The organism is Rhodococcus sp. 66b (genome assembly GCF_002076325.1).
In the GTDB taxonomy this organism is placed as follows: Bacteria; Actinomycetota; Actinomycetes; order Mycobacteriales; family Mycobacteriaceae; genus Rhodococcus_F; species Rhodococcus_F erythropolis.
This window is the reverse complement of the sequence record NZ_MUZB01000024.1, coordinates 1-17,801: the sequence shown is the minus strand read 5'-3', so window position 1 is coordinate 17,801 and position 17,801 is coordinate 1. Positions and strand designations below refer to the sequence as shown.

The window sequence follows — 17,801 nt, the reverse complement described above, 5'->3', positions numbered from 1 at the left end:
GATGGTTCAGACCGTGGCCTTGTCCTTGCCGAGCTGCGAGACCCGCGAGGGGGTGATGCCCAGCATGACGCCGATCTCGCGGACAGACAGACCGCGCTGCCGCAGGTCGTGGACGACTGCACGCGACTGGCGCGAGGCTTCGTCGACCGCTCGCTGAGCGGCTGCGTTGAGCTGCTTGACTTCCTCGATCTCGCGGCGTGCGGCCGGATCGAAGTCGTAGTCGAGGGTGACCTCGAACTCGGCTGCAGGAATGTCGGTGAGCAACTCTCCTGCGTCTGCGACCATCGCCGGAATGTGATCGAGACGCCGGGCCTGCGTGAACAGCCCGTCGACCTCGGGAACGTCCACCGACCACCAGTCTCCGGACCGGACTGCGTGTGCTGTGACCTTCATTTCTTCCCCTTCCGTGCCTCGGTCATCCCGAGCTGCTTGCGAATTGCCTTGACGGTCAACTCGGGGATTTCCGAGTGCCGGGCGACAACGGTGCGCCGTCCCCCGACCACCACCTTGGTGTGATTTCCGCCTTCGGTCTCATCGATCTCGAGCCCCGCATCCTTGGCGAATGCTCGTATCTCTTTGAGAAGTTCCGTTCGCTTCGTCACAAGAATAAGTGTACCCCCCTACGCGATTCAAGTAAAGGGGGGTACACACTTTTGTTTCTGCAGTTCAGAGGTAAGTTTCACGCAGTCACCTGCGCGCTATTCCGCAGCACCTCGACAACAGGTGTCATCGCCAGGCGAGGTTGACCCGACCGGCCGGATTGAGTGCCCAGCATTCACTGGAGAGCAACCTATCCAGCGGGGGTCGCACGGTTGCATAGTGGATTTTCGCCGCACCTGCGACCTTTGACTTAGTCAATTCGTACTAGCGCAACCATCAGTGGCAGTTCCCCTCCACTCGAACGTGATCGAGGTCATCTTGTAGCAAATGTTCGGTTACCACTTTTTGCGATACCGTCAGTTACATCAAAGTTGGTTGCGGCCGATGCAGCCTTCGCGTCACAGGAGGTTTATATGTCCCGTTCACGTATGGCTGTCGCTGCGCTGTTGGTCCCGGTCGCAGCCGGCGCTGTCGCTCTCCTCGGTGCGAGTGCCGCTTCTGCCGCTACGCCGTATTCCGGAGACGGATATGTCGGTGTTCGGTTCGATCAGAACGAGACGCGCTTCCTCGCCGACACCAACACCGCTGATTTCCTCAACGCCATCCCCGGCCAATACTGGGGCGTGTATTCCGGCGAAGGATCGGTCTACAACAACGGGACCATCGTCCGCGCCACCATCGGCCAACTGGTTGACGAGACCGCATACCACCAAGGCCAGGTCTCGTTCAGCGTGAACAACCCCGCGATCTGGCGCAGCACCGTCGACATCGTCCAAGAGTGGTGACATAGGTCGTTTTTGTACGCGTAGGGCCGGTGAGCGCATTGCTCACCGGCCCTTTTCGCGTGCCCGTAATTGCCCGGCTCAAATGGTGGCCGGCACTTCGGTGATGACGTCGGCGGTCACGAGCATGTCGATTTCGACGAGGTTGACTCCGCCGGCATCGGTGACCCGCACGGTCACCCCTGCCTGCTTGTGTACTGCTGGTCAATGACCGCAGACTCGTGCTCAACCCGTCCCGCCCACGAGACTCCCGAAGTGCACACGTCCTCGATCCCCGCATCGGAGATGAGACATCATTCATCTATGAGCACACCGCGCCGGCCTGCTGCCGATCTGACACGCCTGCAAGTCGGCCGAGTGGAAGCTGATCCGAGCGATCTCGATCCAGCAGCAGGATCCCCGTTCACGGACCTTCTTGCAGAACGCCAGCTAGATCGCACGTCCATCGCTATGCCGGAAGGACTGCCCCCGGCCGGATGGAGACGAATCGCTCACCGTCCGGCTTCGAGTGGATTCAGTGAGATCGAAGTGCTCGCTACGCCCCATCCCACCCAACCGGGTACTTGGCTACTTGCGCGACTAACGGAACACGGTAGCCGCTGGTCCCTCCAGGTCGAGCGAGACCCCGTCGCACCCATCCCGTGCCGTGCCCAGCGGCGTGCCGACCTGCGGCTCACGTGGCCACCGCGCATGATCACAGTTGCCGGCGAAACTCCAGAAATCCACACGATTCTGACCAATGTGGGTGAGACCACCTGGACCAATGTGGGCAACGATCACAACACCGTATTCGGTTGGATTCTCGATTCGCACGGTGAACGAATTCAACAAGACAACCGATACAACTACTCCGGCATGACGATGATCCCGACCTTAGCTCCGGGCGAATCGGTCACCCTGTGGGTCTTGATGAAAACTCCTGGACTCGAATCGCTTTCGCCAGGGCGATACGACGTGGAATGCCAACTCTTCACCCTCGGACTGCGGTCCGAACTGGGAACACTCCGTATCGTCTGAACGGCCCCAGCTAGGCAGATAGAACCAGTGATCCCGCGCGGCTCGGAGGCAATCGCGGTCGCCTCCGCAACCGTCTAGGTGGCCGGCACTTCGGTGATGGCGTCTGCGGTCACGAGCATGTCGATGTCGACGCTGTTGGTTCCGCCCGCATCGGTGACGTACACGGTCACCCCTGCCAGCCATTGCCCGTCGTGCATTTTCGCCCAGAATTTCAAGACTCCGTCGAGGTATCCGGACATGTAGAGCGCGGATGTTTTTACGCGCATGCTCACGTGATCGGCGCGTGAGGCTCCCCCGCGCCCGAGCGGGAGCGCGGCCGATGTCGACTTTCACTGCCCTCGGTGGGTCGAATGTCCTGATCACGGGGTGATCGGGCCAGCGCTCGGTCCAACGGTCGGTGTTGATCACTGTGCTGCCCTCAATGGCGGCGTCGATGCGAGGGTGGTGTCGTCGACGGCCCAGCGGAGTTGTCCGGTGTCGTCGCGGATCTCCATGGGCCCGGTGCGTTGTTGGAATCCTTTGCCGGCGGCCGCGACGTCGAGCTGAACGCCGGTCACTCGCCCTCTCCCTGCTGACAATCCCGAATACCTGGAGACGCGAGATGAGATCCGCAGATCCGGACCGTCCCATTGTCCCTCAGCGACTATGAGCAGCGATCCTTTACTCCTCGCACGTGCAGCGACCGCTCTTCCCCGTGAGTGCGTCACAGTGCCTCCGGCGAGGCCCAGGACAACGACGTCGAAACCCTCCAGCAGAATTGCGGCGCAGTCGATTGCAGCGTCCTTGGGCTGCGGCACCAGCGCGACCTTCGTCAAGTCGCCACCTTGCTCGTGGAAGGCGAGAAGTCCGAGGCCAGGCATTCCGATCACCGCCACGTGCCCACCGGCAGCGGTGACGGTGGCGAGTAGTCCGATCAGGACTGATGCTGCGCCGTCGACGCTGACGACGGTTCCTCGTGCCAGTCCCCCGCGCGGGAGCAGATCACCGATCGGCCCCGGCACCGGGAGCATCCGGAGAGTCGATTGCGCCGTGGCCACGATTGGAATCGGCTCACGCTCGTCGACCGGGCGGAGCACGACGGATGGCGTGGCTGGTTCGGTGCCGTCGGATCGTGCGGCGATCGACGCCATTTTGCGTCGGAGCTGTTCGAGCTTCTCCGCCTTGCTGAGAGTGGCCGCCGCTGGCGGGACCTGGTCGGCCAGTTCAGTCATGCCGTACCTCTTCCCTCGCGCTACTCCCGTACGTCACTCTACTCGAACACATGTTCTATTCCTATTGACTGCTCCAGCATTCGATACATGAGGGACGACGACATGACTCGCTCGTCAAACCCTCCGAAAGTAGGAACTTTTTCGAACCGTTCGGTTTTCCTGGATCAACTACCTGCACTTTGGTGAGATGTCCGAATCAGGACCGGTTGCAAAGCAAAAGTAAAGATGTTTGACTCGGCCCGGGTCGACCCACAACCAATGATGCATCACCAGCACAATGCGAAATTACTGCGAATTACTTTGGCACACAGGCGATTAACGGAACCTGTCTGCCTTCCGGAATGCGCATGGCATGGTGATTCCTTTACGGAAGGACGAGTCATGAAATTGAAAGCTGTCATTGTGGGAGCCGCGATGGCACTCTCGCTGATCGGAATGTCCGGGGCCACGGCGATGGCAGAACCATCCGCGCCGGTGGAGCCGGTTCCGGTGGACGTCCTTCCCGAGCCCACCCCCGAATCGGTAGCAGCGCTGCAACAGTCACTCGAAGGCCAGGGCTATGTTCCGACCGTGAGCACCGATGGCGGCGTCCTGACCAAGGAGTACGACGTCACGCAGGCAGGGTCACCTCGTGTGGTCATCGAGACCACCGAGCCCGCACCGCTCGATCCCGGTCAGATCGCCCCACGTCTACATGTCGGTGTGGGGAACGGTGTGTACATCTACCTCAACCGCGCAGACCAGACTGCTCTCGCGGCCGGCAGTGCCACGTCAATGGGAATCATCATCTGCGGCTTGCCCGGCATCAATGTCGTGGCTTGCGGAGGTGTCGCGGGTGCACTCGTTGCGGCGGCGTCGTACGTTGCTTCATACGGGATCTGCCCGAACGAGATGGAGGTTCACTTCGGAGGATTCCTGAACCCCGGCCCGAACATCAAGTGCCTCTAAAGGATTACACATGCGAATGAGCCAGAACGAAACCCGTGGCTTGACTGCCGGCCTGATAATTCTGGTGGTGTGCTCTGTCACCGCCGGTCTTCAATCGTCCTCATGGTCGCTGTTCGCCGAGGTCCTGGGCGTAGGTGCAGTGGCTTTCGTGGTGGTCGGCGGAGGCATACACCTCCTGAACAAGTCCCAGGATGGGCATTCGCACAAGTAGTCACCCCCGATCGTGCGGTCGGTTGAGAAGAAGGCTCCCCACCGAATCCCAGCGGGGAGCCTTCTTCTTCGAAAGTTCAACGCGGCGTTCGGAGCCGTCGACCACCCGTCGATCGTGCCCAGCACTATATGTGTAGGTACAACTCCCGTTTTTGCGGCGTGAGACTATCTCCGGGGGTAGGTGTGCCACCTTCGAAGGGGGTTCTGCGATCAACAGTCCTCGTCCGGCATCTGCTGATGTCACGTTGGCGGTCACGTCCGCCACCTCGGCGTCACTGTCGGGGTTCTTCTGGGCGAGGTGGTGGCCGGTGTCGCGGTCGCTGCCGGTACCGCCCTCGTGTTCCACTTCGTGTTGCGCTCGATCGTCACCAGAAAATGAGCAATACGCTGGTCGGCAACGTGGAATAACTCTGCGCGAGTGTTCGTTGTAGCGGCTGTCGATGTTCGGTTCTTTGCCCCGGGTACCACCCCAGAAATGCCGCTTCGAGCGGCCACTTGCCGAGAGGCGCAAGGCGGGCACCGACCCTGTGAAGCCGCTGGACACCTTTCGGTGCCGGCGGTTTCGTCATGTCCGGAGGTCAGGGAGACGGGTTGCATCAGATGCAAGATTGATGCATCTGATGTGGTGCCGGCTGCCCGTCGTTTCCGGTGGTCAGTGGCGTCCGGGTAGGTCGACTGGCGGATATGCAGTATTCAAAACGTGCACTATTCTCAGACGACCTTGCTGGAATTCTTCTTCAGCTCGCGGAGAACCCCGGTTCCGAGGGTCTGGAGAATTGATGACGCAGCACCCACTCGACCCCGCTGTCGTGTTTGCCTCTGTTGCACAAACTCGAATCAGACGTGTGGGGAGGAGACAGACGTGTGAGGAGGAGACAGACGTGTGAGCAGGAGACAATGGGGAGACTGCCGAATCGTCACAGAGTTCTTCAAGCCTGCTGCCAGACCGACACGACAAGACGACGGCCTGGATGAGCGGCATTGGTTACGCGGGTAAAGATCCATCCCCCGCGTAACCAATGCCGCTCACAGCCTGTATTCGAATACTGCGGGTTTGATCCGGTCGCCATCCGAGCTGTTTGTGCGGTGTAATTATTGAGCGGTGTAGCCGCCGTCGATGACAAGTTCAGATCCGGTAACGAAGGAGGACTCGTCGGAGGCCAGGTAGAGGATTGCGTAGGCGATATCTTCGGGGGTTCCGAGCCGTCCGATCGGGTGCAGTTCTGTGAGTGCAGCTCGGCCAGCGTCGATGTCACCGCCCTCGGATGCGACTGCTTCGACCATCGGCGTCCAGATGTAGCCCGGGTGAACAGAATTCACTCGGATTCCGTAACCTGATTTAGCGCAGTGCAGTGCGGCGGATTTGGTGAAGATGCGGACGCCGCCTTTGCTCGCGTTGTATGCGGGGAGTGACGGATCGCCGACCAGCCCCTCGATGGACGCCAGGTTCACGATCGAGCCTCCCCCCGTGTGTTTCATTGCTGTGATCGCGGCCTTTGTGCCGAGGAACACGGCGTCGAGGTTGATCGACTGCAGCCATCTCCAGCGTTCGAGGGTTTCGTCTTCGACGTTGGCTGTTGATGCGACGCCGGCGTTGTTGACGAGGATGTCGATCCGACCGAATACGGACACGGTTTTCTCGAGAACGTCAGCCCACTGGTCTTCGTCGGTGACATCTTGGCGCAAGAAATGGGCTCGCGTCCCGGTGCTGTCGAGTGTGGTCGCGACATCGCGGCCGTCTGGGTCGATGTCGGTCAGTACAACATTTGCTCCCTCCTCGAGGAGTAGTTTTGCCGTTGCGGCGCCGATGCCTTTTGCGCCACCGGTGATGAGTGCGACCTTGCCTTCAACTCTTCCCATGATCAAGCCTTTCGATTGTTGTGGAACCGTCTACGGTGATGTTTCGTCGTGCAATCGGCGAGTGAAAGTTACTGAATCCGAGTAAGGTTCATATCTCGCCGCTGTGCCGGTGGGTCGATGTTCTCTTTCTGGGCTCGGGCCTGAGTACCCGTGCCCCGAGAAGGTGGCATATTTCGAGGGCCAGGACGATGTCGGTGCGGTCGTCATCAGCACTGTCGCCGATGTGGGGTGAGATTTTCCCGAGCCGATACTTCACGGTGTTGCGGTGCACATTGAGTAGTTCTGCGGTGCGGAGGTAGTTTTCGCCGGTGTGGAAGAACACTCGCCATGTCTCCCTCAGCAGTGCGGTGGTTTCGTCGTCGGTGGCGAGTTCGCCGAGCACCTCGTCGATCCACGCTGTGGTGACATCGATGTCTTTGACTACCAGTGACACCGCACGCACGCCGCGGTCTCGGTAGCAGGTGACTGTTCGTTGAGCTGATCGAGATGCCGTGACTGCGACGTCTTGGGTTGCTATCGCTTGTCGGTGCGATCGTGCGAATCCGGTCTGTCCTCGGCCGGGAGCGCCTACTGCTATTCGGTACGGTCCAGCTTGTTCGAGCCTGGCACCGAGTTGCGTCATGGCCCGGCCGGTCGCGTCGGAGGCGACGGGCATCCAGATCCACATTGTCGCGCTGTCGATCATCTGCAGCAGTGGGCGACCTATGGCACCGCAGGCCGTTTCGATGGTGTGGACGAACCGTCGCATCTTCTCTGGATCCGGGGTGTCGTTGTCGGCCTGGTGGACCCACAGCACCATGGCGAGATGTGTTTCGGTCAGTCGGTAGCCGGTTTCCCGTTCGAATTCGCGGGATTCGACAGTCCGGCCATCGAGCAGTGCCCGGATCAGTGGTAGCGCGGAGGACGTCTTAGCTTGGGACCATCGTGCATGCTCGTCTGCGTGAGCCTTTCCAACTATCAGTGAGACCCAGTCGATGTAGTGAAACAGGAACTTGTTGATGGTCCGAAGGACCTCGTGTTCGATGTCCTTCGGACAGTTCCCGCGTTGAACTTCGTCGAACGCTGCCTCGAGAAGGTAGTTCTGCCCGATGGAGTAAGCCCGTACGAGATGGCTTGCAGGAATGGCTCGTTGGGCGAGCAACCGCGCATAGTCGAGCGCACCGATGGGAGGTTCGAGACGCTCGATCATCGCTTCGTTTGCCATGGCGTTGAAGACGGTGGTGACGTTTCCACGGATACTTCGCTCGAGTTGCTCGATCAGCGGTCGGTCGGCGCCGATGAATTCGATTTCCCCTGCAAGGACAGCGGTCATACCTTCGGTGATTTCATCTTGCCGGGCATAGAGGCGACTTCCGCTGGCCGTGACGAACCGGCGCACATTCTCGGCTCGGTCACGGTCAGCCTGAGCTCTATCGCCCTCGGCCTGCATGGTCGATCACCGTTTCTTTCCGTGTAGTGCCGATCGCGCGGCGTTCAGTCCGCACATCCCGTGCACACCGGCGCCCGGCGGTGTGGCCGAGGAGCACAAGTAGATCCCAGGTACTCCAGTCCAGTATGGGTCCAGCGCCAGTCGTGGGCGAGCGACGATCTGGCGAGCGGTGTTTGCACCCGCCGAGATGTCGCCGCCCACGTAGTTGGCGTTGTACGCCTGCATGTGCGGGACGGTGCGGGTGTGGACGCCGACGATGCGATTTCGGAATCCGGGGGCGAATCGCTCGATCTGATCGATGACGACCTCGGTGACGTCGTTCGGGTAACCGTTGGGGACGTGTGCATATGCCCACACTGGATGTACGGTGCCGACCGATCGGGTGGGATCGGCGAGGAACTGCTGTCCGACCAGGACCATGGGGCGCGCGGGCATGTCGCCGCGTGCGGTGTCGCCCTCCGCAGTGACGAGTTCGTCCATGGTTCCGGCGAGATGCAGGGTGCCGGCGCGTCGTGCGTATTCGTTGGTCCACGGTACGACGTCGCCAGTGCCCGAAGGGCCGCCTTGGACGGCGAAGTCGACCTTGAAGGCGGCAGGCCCGAAGCGGTACCGCCGGTATGCGCGAGCAATCCTCGGAGGCAACCGGTCACCGAGGATCCGCGCTGCTGCATCGGGAGCGATATCGAGCATGACGAGGTCGACGTCGTCGATCTGGTCTATGTCGGTGATCATGCGACCGGTCTCGATCGTGCCACCGAGATCGGTGAGGATCGACGTCAGTGCGTTCGCGATGGACTGCGATCCTCCCTTGGCGACGGGCCAACCGTGTGCGTGGGCGGCAGCGATGAGCATGACCCCTACCGCGCTCGACATCGGGGTCGTCAGTGACCCGAAGACATGACCGGCAACGCCTCCGAAAAGCGCCTTCGCCTGTGGAGTACGAAATATTCTCGCGAGAACCGATGCCGGCAGGGCCGCCCGGATCCCGAACTGCGCGAGTAGGAGCGGATGGTCTGGGATGTCGATCAGTGGACGGAAGACGTCGGTGACGATTTCGTCGAAGTGATCGGCGGTCTTTCCGAATATCTGCTGCCATCGGCTGCCGTCGATGCCCATCTGCGCGCAGGTGCGATCGAGATCGCGCCACAGGACTCCGGCGCTGCCGTCATCGAGGGGGTGTACCAAATCGATTTCGGGCCAGCACCATTGCAGGCCGTGCGAGGCCAGGTCGAACGTGGCGTCGAGCTCACGGAGGAACGGTGACGCCAACGCGGTGGGATGAAAAGCGGAGCAGTCGTCGTGAATGAGCCCGTCCACCAGGCGCTCGCTGCTGCGGGTGCCGCCTCCGACCTTGTCTGCGGCCTCGATGACGCGAACCGTGAATCCGTTGCGGGCCAGTTCGATTGCTGCAGCAAGCCCATTCGGTCCGCTTCCCACCACCACCGCTGTCGGCATGTCAGTTACCTGCTTCTGCGGTCACTCGCTCGGCATGGGCCGCGCGCTGCCAGGTGATGTTCATCGGAATCGGCCCGTCGGGGAGCCACGGTTGCGTCTCGAGGGTGGCCTTGACGCGATAGGTGCCGCGTTCGATCACACCGAGCCCGAGATCGATGACCTTGTACTCCTGGTGGTTTTTGTGCAAGGGCTGTGATTCGATCCACATGACCACGACCTCGCCCGGTGCGAAGTCGGCGCGGCGCTGGATTTCCATGAGCAGTCGCTCGTTGAAGAGGTGGCCGTCACCGAAGTGCCATCCGACGAGATTCGCGATCATCGATTCACCTTCGCGGAGGGTGTAGCGGTCGATGTCGTCGAGGTTGCGGTCGAGAGCGGAGAGCATCGCCGGGCCCTGGGTGTGCATCGACCGCCAGGCAATTGCCTTCTGCAACAGCATCTCCGCGAGATCGTATCCGTACGCGCCGCCGAGTTGGTCGACCTGGTTCGGTGACGACATCAGCACCTTGTCGGCGAGTTTTTTCTCCGCGCCGGGGGCGAACGCCCACATTGCGGACGCCCAGTTGCCGGCGTATTGACGCATCGAGGGTAGGAACGAGACGAGGTCGGGGCGCAGGTTACCCAACACGGGGAAGAAGAGCAGGGCGGCAACGATGCCCGCGGTGAGCCATGGAGAAGACATGTCGCCGAGTCCGTAGCCGTCCCATGTCGGGAATCCCAGGAACAGGAAGACGGTGACGAACGCGAACATGATGTTCCATTCGAGGGGCACGGCCACCGGGAAGGTCAAGAAGATGGTGATGTGGAAGGCAACCATTAACATGACGGCGAGCAGAGTTGCCGTGTGGTTGGTCGAGAACAGCAGGATCAGGGGCGCTGCGATCTCTACTGTCGTTCCCAAGATGTGGGCGACGCCGCTTCCGGCGCGCGAGGGACGGAGGTCGTGCGGGTAGTTCCGGTACAGAGATCGCTTGAGGATCTTGCTGAACATGATCGGCGCGTTCGACATCATGACGGGTACGACTTTGGTGAAGTGGTGGCCGAACTTCGAGACTCCGGCGCCGATCCAGATGACGGCCATCAGCAGTTTGCAGGCGATGATCATGTCGGTGAATTCGAGGGTCGCAAAGAAGACCACGGCGGGGAGGTATTGTTCCGCTCGCATGGCGAGGAAGGTGATCTTGTCTCGCAACCCCATGACGACCGCGAGGATCAGCATCGGCCACAACAGAACCGGATTAATAAGGCCTGCGGTGGAACTCGGGTGCACCGAGGACAGCGAGTCACTGTGGATGCCGGGCAGGGTCAAGATGACGATGAGGCTCAAGACCACCGAGGCGTAGAGAGCGACGTCGATCTCGGCGCGCACGCCGCCCTTGGTGAACGGTATCTTTCCGGGCCACGGCGGATTCCGCAAAGTTCCCGAGCGGAGCCAGTAGCGGTGCCCACCGACCCTGGGACTGAAGCGAAATGCCATCGGGCCGGAGGATGCGCCGATGCCCAGCATCTCCCACAGGATCGTGAAGATCACCATCTTCTGATACACGATCGGTTCGTTCCACCAGGCCGGCACATCCCACGGAGCGCCCGCGCCGGTGGAGACAGTGGCGACGGTGATGCCGATGGCAATGTAGAGCAGAACCTTGAATACGTAACCGACGTGGGTTTTCTTCGCGGTGCCGAATCCGTAGTCCACCCAGTGGGTGGCCAGGTAGCGGATGCGTTCGAAGGTGGGCATGGCAACGATGTCCGCTGCATCGGCAGCGGGCAGATCGGGAGTCTTGTATCCCATGACGGGCTCCTTGAAAGATGATGAATACGTATCTGTGGAGGGCTTTTTGGGCGCAACGATCCTCGCTTCAAGGTCGATGACCTGATGCGGCGATTGAAGGGGGTTCGCCTACCTACATGCGTAGTTGAGTGCGCAGACCGGGTTTGTCGATCTTGCCGACGGGGTTCTTCGGCATGTTCGCGAGAATGTGGATCTGGACGGGGATCTTGATCTTGGCGAGAGTGCTCTCGAGATGTAAGCGGAGAGTTTCCTCACTTACCTCGGCGCCGGGATAGGGAACGACGAACGCGACCGGAACTTCGCCATACACGTCGTCCGATCGTCCGACGACGGCGGCCTCGAGGACATCGGCGTGACCGTACAGAGCGTTCTCTATCTCCTTGGGGTAGAGGTTCTCTCCGCCTCGAATGATCATGTCCTTGATCCGATCGACCAAGGTCAGGTAACCGTCTTCGTCGAAGCGGCCGACATCGCCGGTATGGAGCCACCCGTCAACGATGGTCTCTGCTGTGGAACCGGGACGGTTGAGGTAGCCGCGCATGACGTTTTTACCGCGCACCACCACCTCACCGGTCTCACCCGTGGCGACAGTCTTTCCGGACTCGTCGACCAGACGCACCTCCTGCCCGGGCAAGACTGGTCCGACGCTTCCCAAGCGGCGGATCCCGTCGATCGGGTTGCAGCAGCTCACGCAGGTACCTTCAGTGAGGCCGTATCCTTCGACCAGCGTGATCCCCAGCCGTTTCTCGACACGGTCCAACAATTCCGCCGAGACCGGCGCAGCTCCGCAGAGCACGAACCGCACCGAGGTGATCCGTCCGGTCTGCTCTTCGGGAAGTTCGATGATGCGCGCCAGCAGAGTCGGAACCGCCGAGAAATAGGTAGGTCCGTGCTCGCGGATTGCCGTCATGAAGGACGGAGCGTCGAAGCGGCGCAGGATCGTCAACTGAGCGCCGCGGTACGTCGAGGCGAGGAAGCTGACACAGATGGCATTGACGTGGAACAGAGGCAGCACCAGCAGGCAGTGGTCGACTTCGGTGAGGTGAAAGTGGGTGGCCAGCATGTCAGCCATCGACACGAGATTGTCGTGAGTGAGCATCACGCCCTTCGGCCGACCGGTCGACCCGCTGGTGTAGATGAGAAGAGCGACAGCGTCACCAAGGTCGGAGGGAATGGGGGGCAACATCGCTGGGTCAGGGGTGCTGTGCGGTGGGGCGAGATCGTCGAGCGAGAGGGACATGTGGGCGGATAGGTCTGCTGGGGCATTGTCGTGGATCACCAGTTTGGCTGCGGCATCGACGATCTGGTAGTCCGCTTCCATCGTCGTCAGTGTCGGGTTGACGGGTGTCACCACAGCCCCGAGGCGCCATGCCGCCATCATGACGACGGGAAACTCGACGCGATTCGACATCATGACCGCAACTACGTCGCCTTCCCCGATCTCCTTGGAATGCAGCTGCGCTGCAACAGCATCGATCCAAGCGGCCGCTTTTCCGTAGGTCAATTCCGTGTTCGCGTCGCGCAGCCAAGGGCGTGGAAGCCACTCGTCCGGGTGGTTCCATGGCAGATAAGTGTGAATCATGCTTCGGCCCTTCTTATTTCATCCAGAAACCTGACGAGCCTCCGGGAAGATTGCTGCGATGAACCAACCGTAGGCGACGTAGGTCACACTTCGCGTGGGCTGAACTGACCAACTCCACACGGCCTGTTGTGCACATGTGACAATCACGTGTCCGAGAGCCACCCTGCGTGAGCGCAGTTGCGCCTGATTCGTCAGAACCATGCATGCACTCCGATGCGATCGGTCCTCAATCTCGTGCCGACCGACGAAAAGGCAATTGGCCGGCACGAGGGGTTCGTGAATTACACCGCGGGGGTGTAAAAGTGCAGCACAGGAGCAGCAGTCGAACGGTTGAGCGCTTCGGACAATTCGAGCGTGCCGTCGGCGAGTGCCGTGCCGAAGTGCTGCGCGGTCGCAGCCAGGTCCTCGGTGTCGAGTTCGTACAAGCTCAAGTAGCGCTGGATAGGCGCGGCTTCCTCCGGCACCAGTTGCGCGCCAGCGTACTTGTGCCGCGATGCACCGACGACACCGGGAATCCGCTCGAGGACCTGAGGAATGTGAACTTCGTCGTACCACCGGTTGAACTCGGTTTCCTGCTCCGCGCTGGCGGGGTGGACGTGCGCGATCAATAGGGCCTTTGCCATGGTTTCTCCTTGGATGAGTTGTTTTTTCGATGATGTTTGCGCGGCGGCGGCGCCCGGATTCTTAGGCTGTGGCGCCTGCAGTCCGTGCAGGATGTCTGCGGCGAATTCTTCGATGACGAGTTGCGCCGAGTTGCGCAGTCCGAGAACTGAATCCGGACATGGTGACAATTCGCTCAAACGTGCGGCCGCCGACTGCACAACTGTAGCGACCCACATCACAGTCCGGATGGTCACTACTGACCAAAGTTCGACGGCGGACTGTGCAGTTCTGTCAGGAACAAGACCTTAGGAACAACCGACATTCCGGGCAACGCCCGAAACGTGAGATCCTTTCCATTACTAACGACCCGTTTCTGCTCATATTGCTACTCAAGGCATCCAGCGCACAACAGAAAGCTCCCCAACGAGCACATGCCCTCCTCCAACGCCCTCAGCCCCATCAGCGACCGTGTCGACGGCCTGGCCGATTCACTCACCTCCGGCGAAAGGGGCGCCGTATCTCGCTTTCTCAGCGCAACCTGGCCGGTCGTCGACGTCCTCACCGCTGTTGCACTGCCGCGACATCTGCGCGAATCCGCCGCGCGGCAATCCTGCCGAAAGTTTTTTCATGCGCTCATCGCACGCCCAGGTCTGCGCCCCGCACTCGCCGTGGTCTACGAATGCACGGCACAAGCCATCGAAGAGGTCGGACGAACCTCCGATTTCGGTTCATCCACTGTCGGTTTTCCCGCAGGCCGGGCACTCACCGTCCGAGAACGCGACATCCTCGCACTGCGCACTATCAGCGCCCTACACATCGATGACGTTTCTGTCGCCTTGGCCAGCACCGCTCACCGGATCCGAATCGAACAGCATCGAGCGATCACAGCGCTGCGAGCCGCCAACCGCGAAAACATCATTGTCCCGCAATAAAAGTCGGAATCGATTGCCGCACTAGGCAATTGAATCGGCAATTGAATCAAATGGTTTCACCTCAGGACGGTAGGACGTTCGCGTCGCCGCCAATGGGTTAGCCCACCAGCGGAATAGCACACTCACATCCGGGTTTCCGAAAACTATTACCGAACCTAGTAGGTCACGCACCGTGCATCAGGATGCTCGCGAACCACGTGATCGAATTCGCGCCGACCCCTTACAGGGCAACGACTTCCGACATAGTGGGCCTGGCAAAGTCGGGCCTGCAAAGGTTGGCCAGCGGGGAATGCGTCATCGATGCGATGTGAGCGGATCCCGCAAAGCTAGTAGCTCCACGCCGACGGTCCCTGTAGTGGACTTCGCTGTTATTGTCCCGGAGTTTAGAGAGATGACAATGTCGCTGCACTACGAGGAAGTGGACGGGTCAGGCGTCGGTCTGCCAGTGCACCGATCGGCAGGCTGGCGAGGTGGTAGCGCACTGATCAGGGTGTCCCATTCGCCGAAAGTGTCCCCCTGGAAGTGCTTCGAGAGTGGGATACCAGTTGCTCGTTCGATCAGGGCGCGGGCCGTAACCACCACCGTGAGACGACAATCCGTAGAACGGTTGACGATCAGGCTTCGAAGGTAGCGTCGAAGTTCCGGCGAGCCAGTTCGATATGAGGCAGGTTCGTCGACGCCCACGCCAGTAAGGCATCGATCGGCTCGCGCGCAGTTTTGCCCAACGGTGTGATCCGGTACTGCACCGCGACCGGTCGCGTGTCGAGCATGCGACGGTCGATGATCCCGTTCCGCTCGAGGCGGCGCAAGGTGTTCGTCAGCGACTTCTGTGACACTGCCGGAATCGCTCGGCGGAGCTCATTGAAACGGCACGGCGCCTCGCACAACTCGTTCAGCACACTCAGCGACCACTTGTCGAGAACCTGACCAAGAAGTTCTCGATGCGCTGCGATGACCAACAAGTCGTGGTCTGTCGTGGTATTCGTCATGGAACCTGGTTTCGTTGAAGTTACCTTCTGACACCAAGTATAAACGGGATACTTACTCGATTTTCGAAATCAGGAGAGATTTCTATGTCCGTAAAGATGTTCAGCCCCACAGGTATGCTGCCTAACACCCCGTACCACCATGTGGCCGTCGCGACGGGAACCCGCCAGGTCCACGTGGCCGGCCAGGTGGCACACACCCGAGACGATTCGTCGATTCCCCCAGACCTGGCAGGCCAGGTGTCCCAGGCACTCCGCAATGTCGCACACGGATTGGCCGGCGCCGGCGCGGGGTTCCGTGATGTCGTGCGGTTGACTGTCTACGTCACTGACTGGCATCCGGACAAGATCGTGGACTTCATGGCAGGGGTAGAAGCAGTAGCAGAGGAGGTAGGCCTGCCAGTGCCGATGCCGCCCGCGTCACTGATCGGGGTGGAAATACTTTTCGAGCCCGATGTTCTCGTAGAGATCGAAGCGATTGCCGTCCTCGACTGACGAAGTACACGCAGAGCCACAGCTTTCGAGTGGATCTTGGATCTGCTGCACAGGTCAACGATTTCACATATCTGTGCAGCAGATCCGCGCGATCAGCACATTTCAGTTGATCTTGATCGTCGCCGCTCGACTTTGCATCAAGGTGAGCAACGGTGTCCCGCGCAGATTCTCACCACGCCCGGCGCCGAGCTCGATGCGTCGGAGTTCGGTGAACTTCGTCGTGATCCGTAACTCGAAAGTCCGCTGAGCCCTTCCCTGCGTGTTTGGGTGTGCGTTTTGACCATCGTCATACTGGACGATCGCAAACCCGGCCTGTTAGAGGATTCACCTGGGAAAATATGGGTAGTCGAGTCCATTTTGACTGTCCGGTGAAACATTCCGGTATGGCACAGTTTCCAGCGGACGACATAGGAGCCGCGGGTCAGCTGCGACGAAAACCCTGCCAAATAGCTCAGCGGGTCACAAACCCCCTAAAATACGTTAAAGCTGTTTTCTCACTGCAAGTTCCGGTACAGGGTGCTGCGGGCGACGTTCAACACTTCCGCAATTTCGGTCATGGATACGCCGTCCCCACGCATTTTGTTCGCCTGTCGTTTCTTCGCTGCGGTCAGCGAGGATGGCCAGGCCTCCGACGCGGCCACGATCGCGAGCTGCGGAGAGTCCTGCCATGGTGCGTTCACGGATGAGGTTGCGCTCGAATTCCGCTAGGGCGCCGAAGATGTGGAAGATCAGCTTGCCGCCCGGTGTGGTCGTGTTGATCTCTTCGGTCAAAGATTTGAACGCCACTCCGCGCGCTTCGAGCTGGGTGACCGTCTCGATGAGGTGAGGCAGTGAGCGGCCGAGTCGATCGAGGCGCCACACGACGAGTGTGTCACCGGGGCGCAGTGCGTCCATGACGGCCGCCAACTCGGGTCGATCCGTCTTCGCTCCTGATGCTTTGTCTGTCCATATGCGAAAACAGCCGGCCGCGTTGAGTGCGTCCTGCTGTAATTCCGGGTTCTGGTCGGTGGTTGAAACCCTGGCGTAGCCCAAAAAGTCGCTCACAAGGGCACAGTTGTTGCAGAACTCACCGACAGGCGACGTTTCGGGACAAATGCAATGGGACGGGTTTTTGCAACACTCCCCTGGCTGGTCGCTTTGTCTGATCATCGCCGTCCGTTTCGTGTCCGAGAAACGAACGAATGAGAGACATCCGAATATGCGCGTAACTATCCAAACGATCAATCGGCGGCGAAGCCGCGCGACGGATTCACCGTTCTGATTCAGTGGTCTCAATGAACACACGAGAGAGCCAAAGATCGCACGTTCGCTTCCTAGCGTTTGCTGCCGGTGGCCTTCTGAGCATCGCCGCAGACCGTTCAATCTCTCGTCGGAATCCGACACGTCGAACAGTGGTCTATGCCGCGGGGCTGGTGGGCGCTGCAGTTGTCTATCCGATCTCGCACCTGGGGCGTACTGCGGATTCGGCTGCGCTCACCCGTGAGTGGATTGCGGTGTTGGCGACGGCAGCGGTCTATGTCGGTGCGAGCATTCTGCCGGCACAGGGTGCTGCGCTGACCGCTGGCGGATGGCTTGGGCATGCAGTTTTCGATCACGGACACGATCGAGGTGGGTCTTCACGGCTGCCGCATTGGTATCCCATGCTGTGCGCTGGCTTCGACGTTGGTGTAGCAGCGTTGCTGTGCGTGTCGAACACTCCTGCGCCCTCGAGAACCACCGCGTAGCCGCAGAATCCGGGCCAGCCCATTCAATTGCGCATCGATCTGTCGACATTGGCCGCGGCGCCCATACGGTTCGGTAACCGCTGCCATCGATTTCGGACAGGCTCTCGAAGCTGCCGCGAAGTGGCAGGAGATCTGGGGACCGGACAACTTCTTCCTCGAACTGATGGATCACGGT

18 protein-coding genes and 1 pseudogene are annotated in these 17,801 nt (G+C 60.4%); 7 read left to right on the top strand and 12 right to left on the bottom strand.

Annotated elements, in window-relative coordinates:
• Window positions 1–6: 6 nt before the first annotated feature.
• Both B0E55_RS29565 and B0E55_RS29560 read right to left on the bottom strand, forming a co-directional pair.
• Window positions 7–393: a hypothetical protein gene (locus tag B0E55_RS29565; RefSeq protein WP_080910998.1), complete on the bottom strand. Its 387-nt coding sequence runs from the start codon at window positions 391–393 to the stop codon at window positions 7–9.
• Window positions 390–602 (bottom strand): type II toxin-antitoxin system HicA family toxin, encoded by a 213-nt coding sequence (locus tag B0E55_RS29560; RefSeq protein WP_080910997.1) that lies wholly within the window; start codon window positions 600–602, stop codon window positions 390–392. Before B0E55_RS29560 ends, B0E55_RS29565 begins: the two co-directional genes overlap by 4 nt.
• A gap of 411 nt (window positions 603–1,013) precedes the next feature.
• Between B0E55_RS29560 and B0E55_RS29555 the strand changes: the two genes are divergently transcribed.
• Window positions 1,014–1,385, top strand: coding sequence for a hypothetical protein (locus B0E55_RS29555; RefSeq protein ID WP_133053455.1), 372 nt, complete (start codon window positions 1,014–1,016; stop codon window positions 1,383–1,385).
• 300 nt (window positions 1,386–1,685) lie between these two features.
• Entirely contained in the window at window positions 1,686–2,399 is a 714-nt protein-coding gene (locus tag B0E55_RS29550) for a hypothetical protein (protein ID WP_080910995.1), read from the top strand.
• A gap of 74 nt (window positions 2,400–2,473) precedes the next feature.
• On the opposite strand, the gene B0E55_RS31580 is transcribed toward B0E55_RS29550, so the two are convergent.
• Both B0E55_RS31580 and B0E55_RS29545 read right to left on the bottom strand, forming a co-directional pair.
• Entirely contained in the window at window positions 2,474–2,665 is a 192-nt protein-coding gene (locus tag B0E55_RS31580; protein ID WP_133053454.1) for a hypothetical protein, read from the bottom strand.
• 138 nt (window positions 2,666–2,803) lie between these two features.
• Window positions 2,804–3,610 carry a hypothetical protein gene (locus tag B0E55_RS29545; RefSeq protein WP_007734802.1) on the bottom strand — a complete coding sequence of 269 codons (807 nt, stop codon included), beginning with the start codon at window positions 3,608–3,610 and terminating at the stop codon, window positions 2,804–2,806.
• A gap of 381 nt (window positions 3,611–3,991) precedes the next feature.
• On the opposite strand from B0E55_RS29545, the gene B0E55_RS29540 reads away from it, so the two are divergent.
• Window positions 3,992–4,558 carry a hypothetical protein gene (locus B0E55_RS29540; protein WP_007734803.1) on the top strand — a complete coding sequence of 189 codons (567 nt, stop codon included), beginning with the start codon at window positions 3,992–3,994 and terminating at the stop codon, window positions 4,556–4,558.
• Window positions 4,559–4,574: 16 nt separating this feature from the next.
• Window positions 4,575–4,769 (top strand): hypothetical protein, encoded by a 195-nt coding sequence (locus tag B0E55_RS29535; protein ID WP_238565254.1) that lies wholly within the window; start codon window positions 4,575–4,577, stop codon window positions 4,767–4,769.
• A 1,091-nt stretch (window positions 4,770–5,860) separates the two neighbouring features.
• Here B0E55_RS29535 and B0E55_RS29525 read toward each other — a convergent pair.
• The 6 genes from B0E55_RS29525 to B0E55_RS29495 form a co-directional block, all read right to left on the bottom strand.
• Window positions 5,861–6,628, bottom strand: a complete 768-nt coding sequence (locus tag B0E55_RS29525) for a glucose 1-dehydrogenase (protein ID WP_019749887.1) — start codon at window positions 6,626–6,628, stop codon at window positions 5,861–5,863.
• 88 nt (window positions 6,629–6,716) lie between these two features.
• Window positions 6,717–7,940, bottom strand: coding sequence for a PucR family transcriptional regulator (locus B0E55_RS29520; RefSeq protein ID WP_238565255.1), 1,224 nt, complete (start codon window positions 7,938–7,940; stop codon window positions 6,717–6,719).
• Between the two features lie 123 nt (window positions 7,941–8,063).
• Entirely contained in the window at window positions 8,064–9,512 is a 1,449-nt protein-coding gene (locus B0E55_RS29515) for a phytoene desaturase family protein (RefSeq protein WP_019749886.1), read from the bottom strand.
• A 1-nt stretch (window position 9,513) separates the two neighbouring features.
• On the bottom strand, window positions 9,514–11,304 hold the full coding sequence (locus tag B0E55_RS29510) for a DUF3556 domain-containing protein (protein WP_007734809.1): 1,791 nt from the start codon (window positions 11,302–11,304) through the stop codon (window positions 9,514–9,516).
• 112 nt (window positions 11,305–11,416) lie between these two features.
• Window positions 11,417–12,886: a class I adenylate-forming enzyme family protein gene (locus B0E55_RS29505; RefSeq protein WP_019749885.1), complete on the bottom strand. Its 1,470-nt coding sequence runs from the start codon at window positions 12,884–12,886 to the stop codon at window positions 11,417–11,419.
• A 281-nt stretch (window positions 12,887–13,167) separates the two neighbouring features.
• Entirely contained in the window at window positions 13,168–13,509 is a 342-nt protein-coding gene (locus tag B0E55_RS29495) for a hypothetical protein (protein WP_037134838.1), read from the bottom strand.
• Window positions 13,510–13,920: 411 nt separating this feature from the next.
• On the opposite strand from B0E55_RS29495, the gene B0E55_RS29490 reads away from it, so the two are divergent.
• Window positions 13,921–14,421: a hypothetical protein gene (locus B0E55_RS29490; RefSeq protein ID WP_080910994.1), complete on the top strand. Its 501-nt coding sequence runs from the start codon at window positions 13,921–13,923 to the stop codon at window positions 14,419–14,421.
• A 614-nt stretch (window positions 14,422–15,035) separates the two neighbouring features.
• On the opposite strand, the gene B0E55_RS29485 is transcribed toward B0E55_RS29490, so the two are convergent.
• Window positions 15,036–15,410, bottom strand: a complete 375-nt coding sequence (locus B0E55_RS29485) for a winged helix-turn-helix transcriptional regulator (RefSeq protein ID WP_007734814.1) — start codon at window positions 15,408–15,410, stop codon at window positions 15,036–15,038.
• A gap of 84 nt (window positions 15,411–15,494) precedes the next feature.
• On the opposite strand from B0E55_RS29485, the gene B0E55_RS29480 reads away from it, so the two are divergent.
• Entirely contained in the window at window positions 15,495–15,902 is a 408-nt protein-coding gene (locus B0E55_RS29480; protein WP_007734815.1) for a RidA family protein, read from the top strand.
• Window positions 15,903–16,396: 494 nt separating this feature from the next.
• Here B0E55_RS29480 and B0E55_RS29475 read toward each other — a convergent pair.
• Window positions 16,397–16,946, bottom strand: a pseudogene (locus B0E55_RS29475) (recombinase family protein).
• Between the two features lie 347 nt (window positions 16,947–17,293).
• Between B0E55_RS29475 and B0E55_RS29470 the strand changes: the two are divergent.
• A complete protein-coding gene (locus B0E55_RS29470) occupies window positions 17,294–17,626 on the top strand; it encodes a hypothetical protein (RefSeq protein WP_007734817.1) in 333 nt (110 codons plus the stop codon).
• The last annotated feature ends 175 nt before the right edge of the window (window positions 17,627–17,801 follow it).

Coding starts and splice junctions, on each gene's coding strand:
- B0E55_RS29565 (WP_080910998.1), bottom strand. CDS start 393: ATGAAGGTCACAGCACACGCAGTCCGGTCCGGAGACTGGTGGTCGGTG.
- B0E55_RS29555 (WP_133053455.1), top strand. CDS start 1,014: ATGTCCCGTTCACGTATGGCTGTCGCTGCGCTGTTGGTCCCGGTCGCA.
- B0E55_RS29550 (WP_080910995.1), top strand. CDS start 1,686: ATGAGCACACCGCGCCGGCCTGCTGCCGATCTGACACGCCTGCAAGTC.
- B0E55_RS31580 (WP_133053454.1), bottom strand. CDS start 2,665: ATGCGCGTAAAAACATCCGCGCTCTACATGTCCGGATACCTCGACGGA.
- B0E55_RS29545 (WP_007734802.1), bottom strand. CDS start 3,610: ATGACTGAACTGGCCGACCAGGTCCCGCCAGCGGCGGCCACTCTCAGC.
- B0E55_RS29540 (WP_007734803.1), top strand. CDS start 3,992: ATGAAATTGAAAGCTGTCATTGTGGGAGCCGCGATGGCACTCTCGCTG.
- B0E55_RS29535 (WP_238565254.1), top strand. CDS start 4,575: ATGAGCCAGAACGAAACCCGTGGCTTGACTGCCGGCCTGATAATTCTG.
- B0E55_RS29525 (WP_019749887.1), bottom strand. CDS start 6,628: ATGGGAAGAGTTGAAGGCAAGGTCGCACTCATCACCGGTGGCGCAAAA.
- B0E55_RS29520 (WP_238565255.1), bottom strand. CDS start 7,940: ATGACCGCTGTCCTTGCAGGGGAAATCGAATTCATCGGCGCCGACCGA.
- B0E55_RS29515 (WP_019749886.1), bottom strand. CDS start 9,512: ATGCCGACAGCGGTGGTGGTGGGAAGCGGACCGAATGGGCTTGCTGCA.
- B0E55_RS29510 (WP_007734809.1), bottom strand. CDS start 11,304: ATGGGATACAAGACTCCCGATCTGCCCGCTGCCGATGCAGCGGACATC.
- B0E55_RS29505 (WP_019749885.1), bottom strand. CDS start 12,886: ATGATTCACACTTATCTGCCATGGAACCACCCGGACGAGTGGCTTCCA.
- B0E55_RS29495 (WP_037134838.1), bottom strand. CDS start 13,509: ATGGCAAAGGCCCTATTGATCGCGCACGTCCACCCCGCCAGCGCGGAG.
- B0E55_RS29490 (WP_080910994.1), top strand. CDS start 13,921: ATGCCCTCCTCCAACGCCCTCAGCCCCATCAGCGACCGTGTCGACGGC.
- B0E55_RS29485 (WP_007734814.1), bottom strand. CDS start 15,410: ATGACGAATACCACGACAGACCACGACTTGTTGGTCATCGCAGCGCAT.
- B0E55_RS29480 (WP_007734815.1), top strand. CDS start 15,495: ATGTCCGTAAAGATGTTCAGCCCCACAGGTATGCTGCCTAACACCCCG.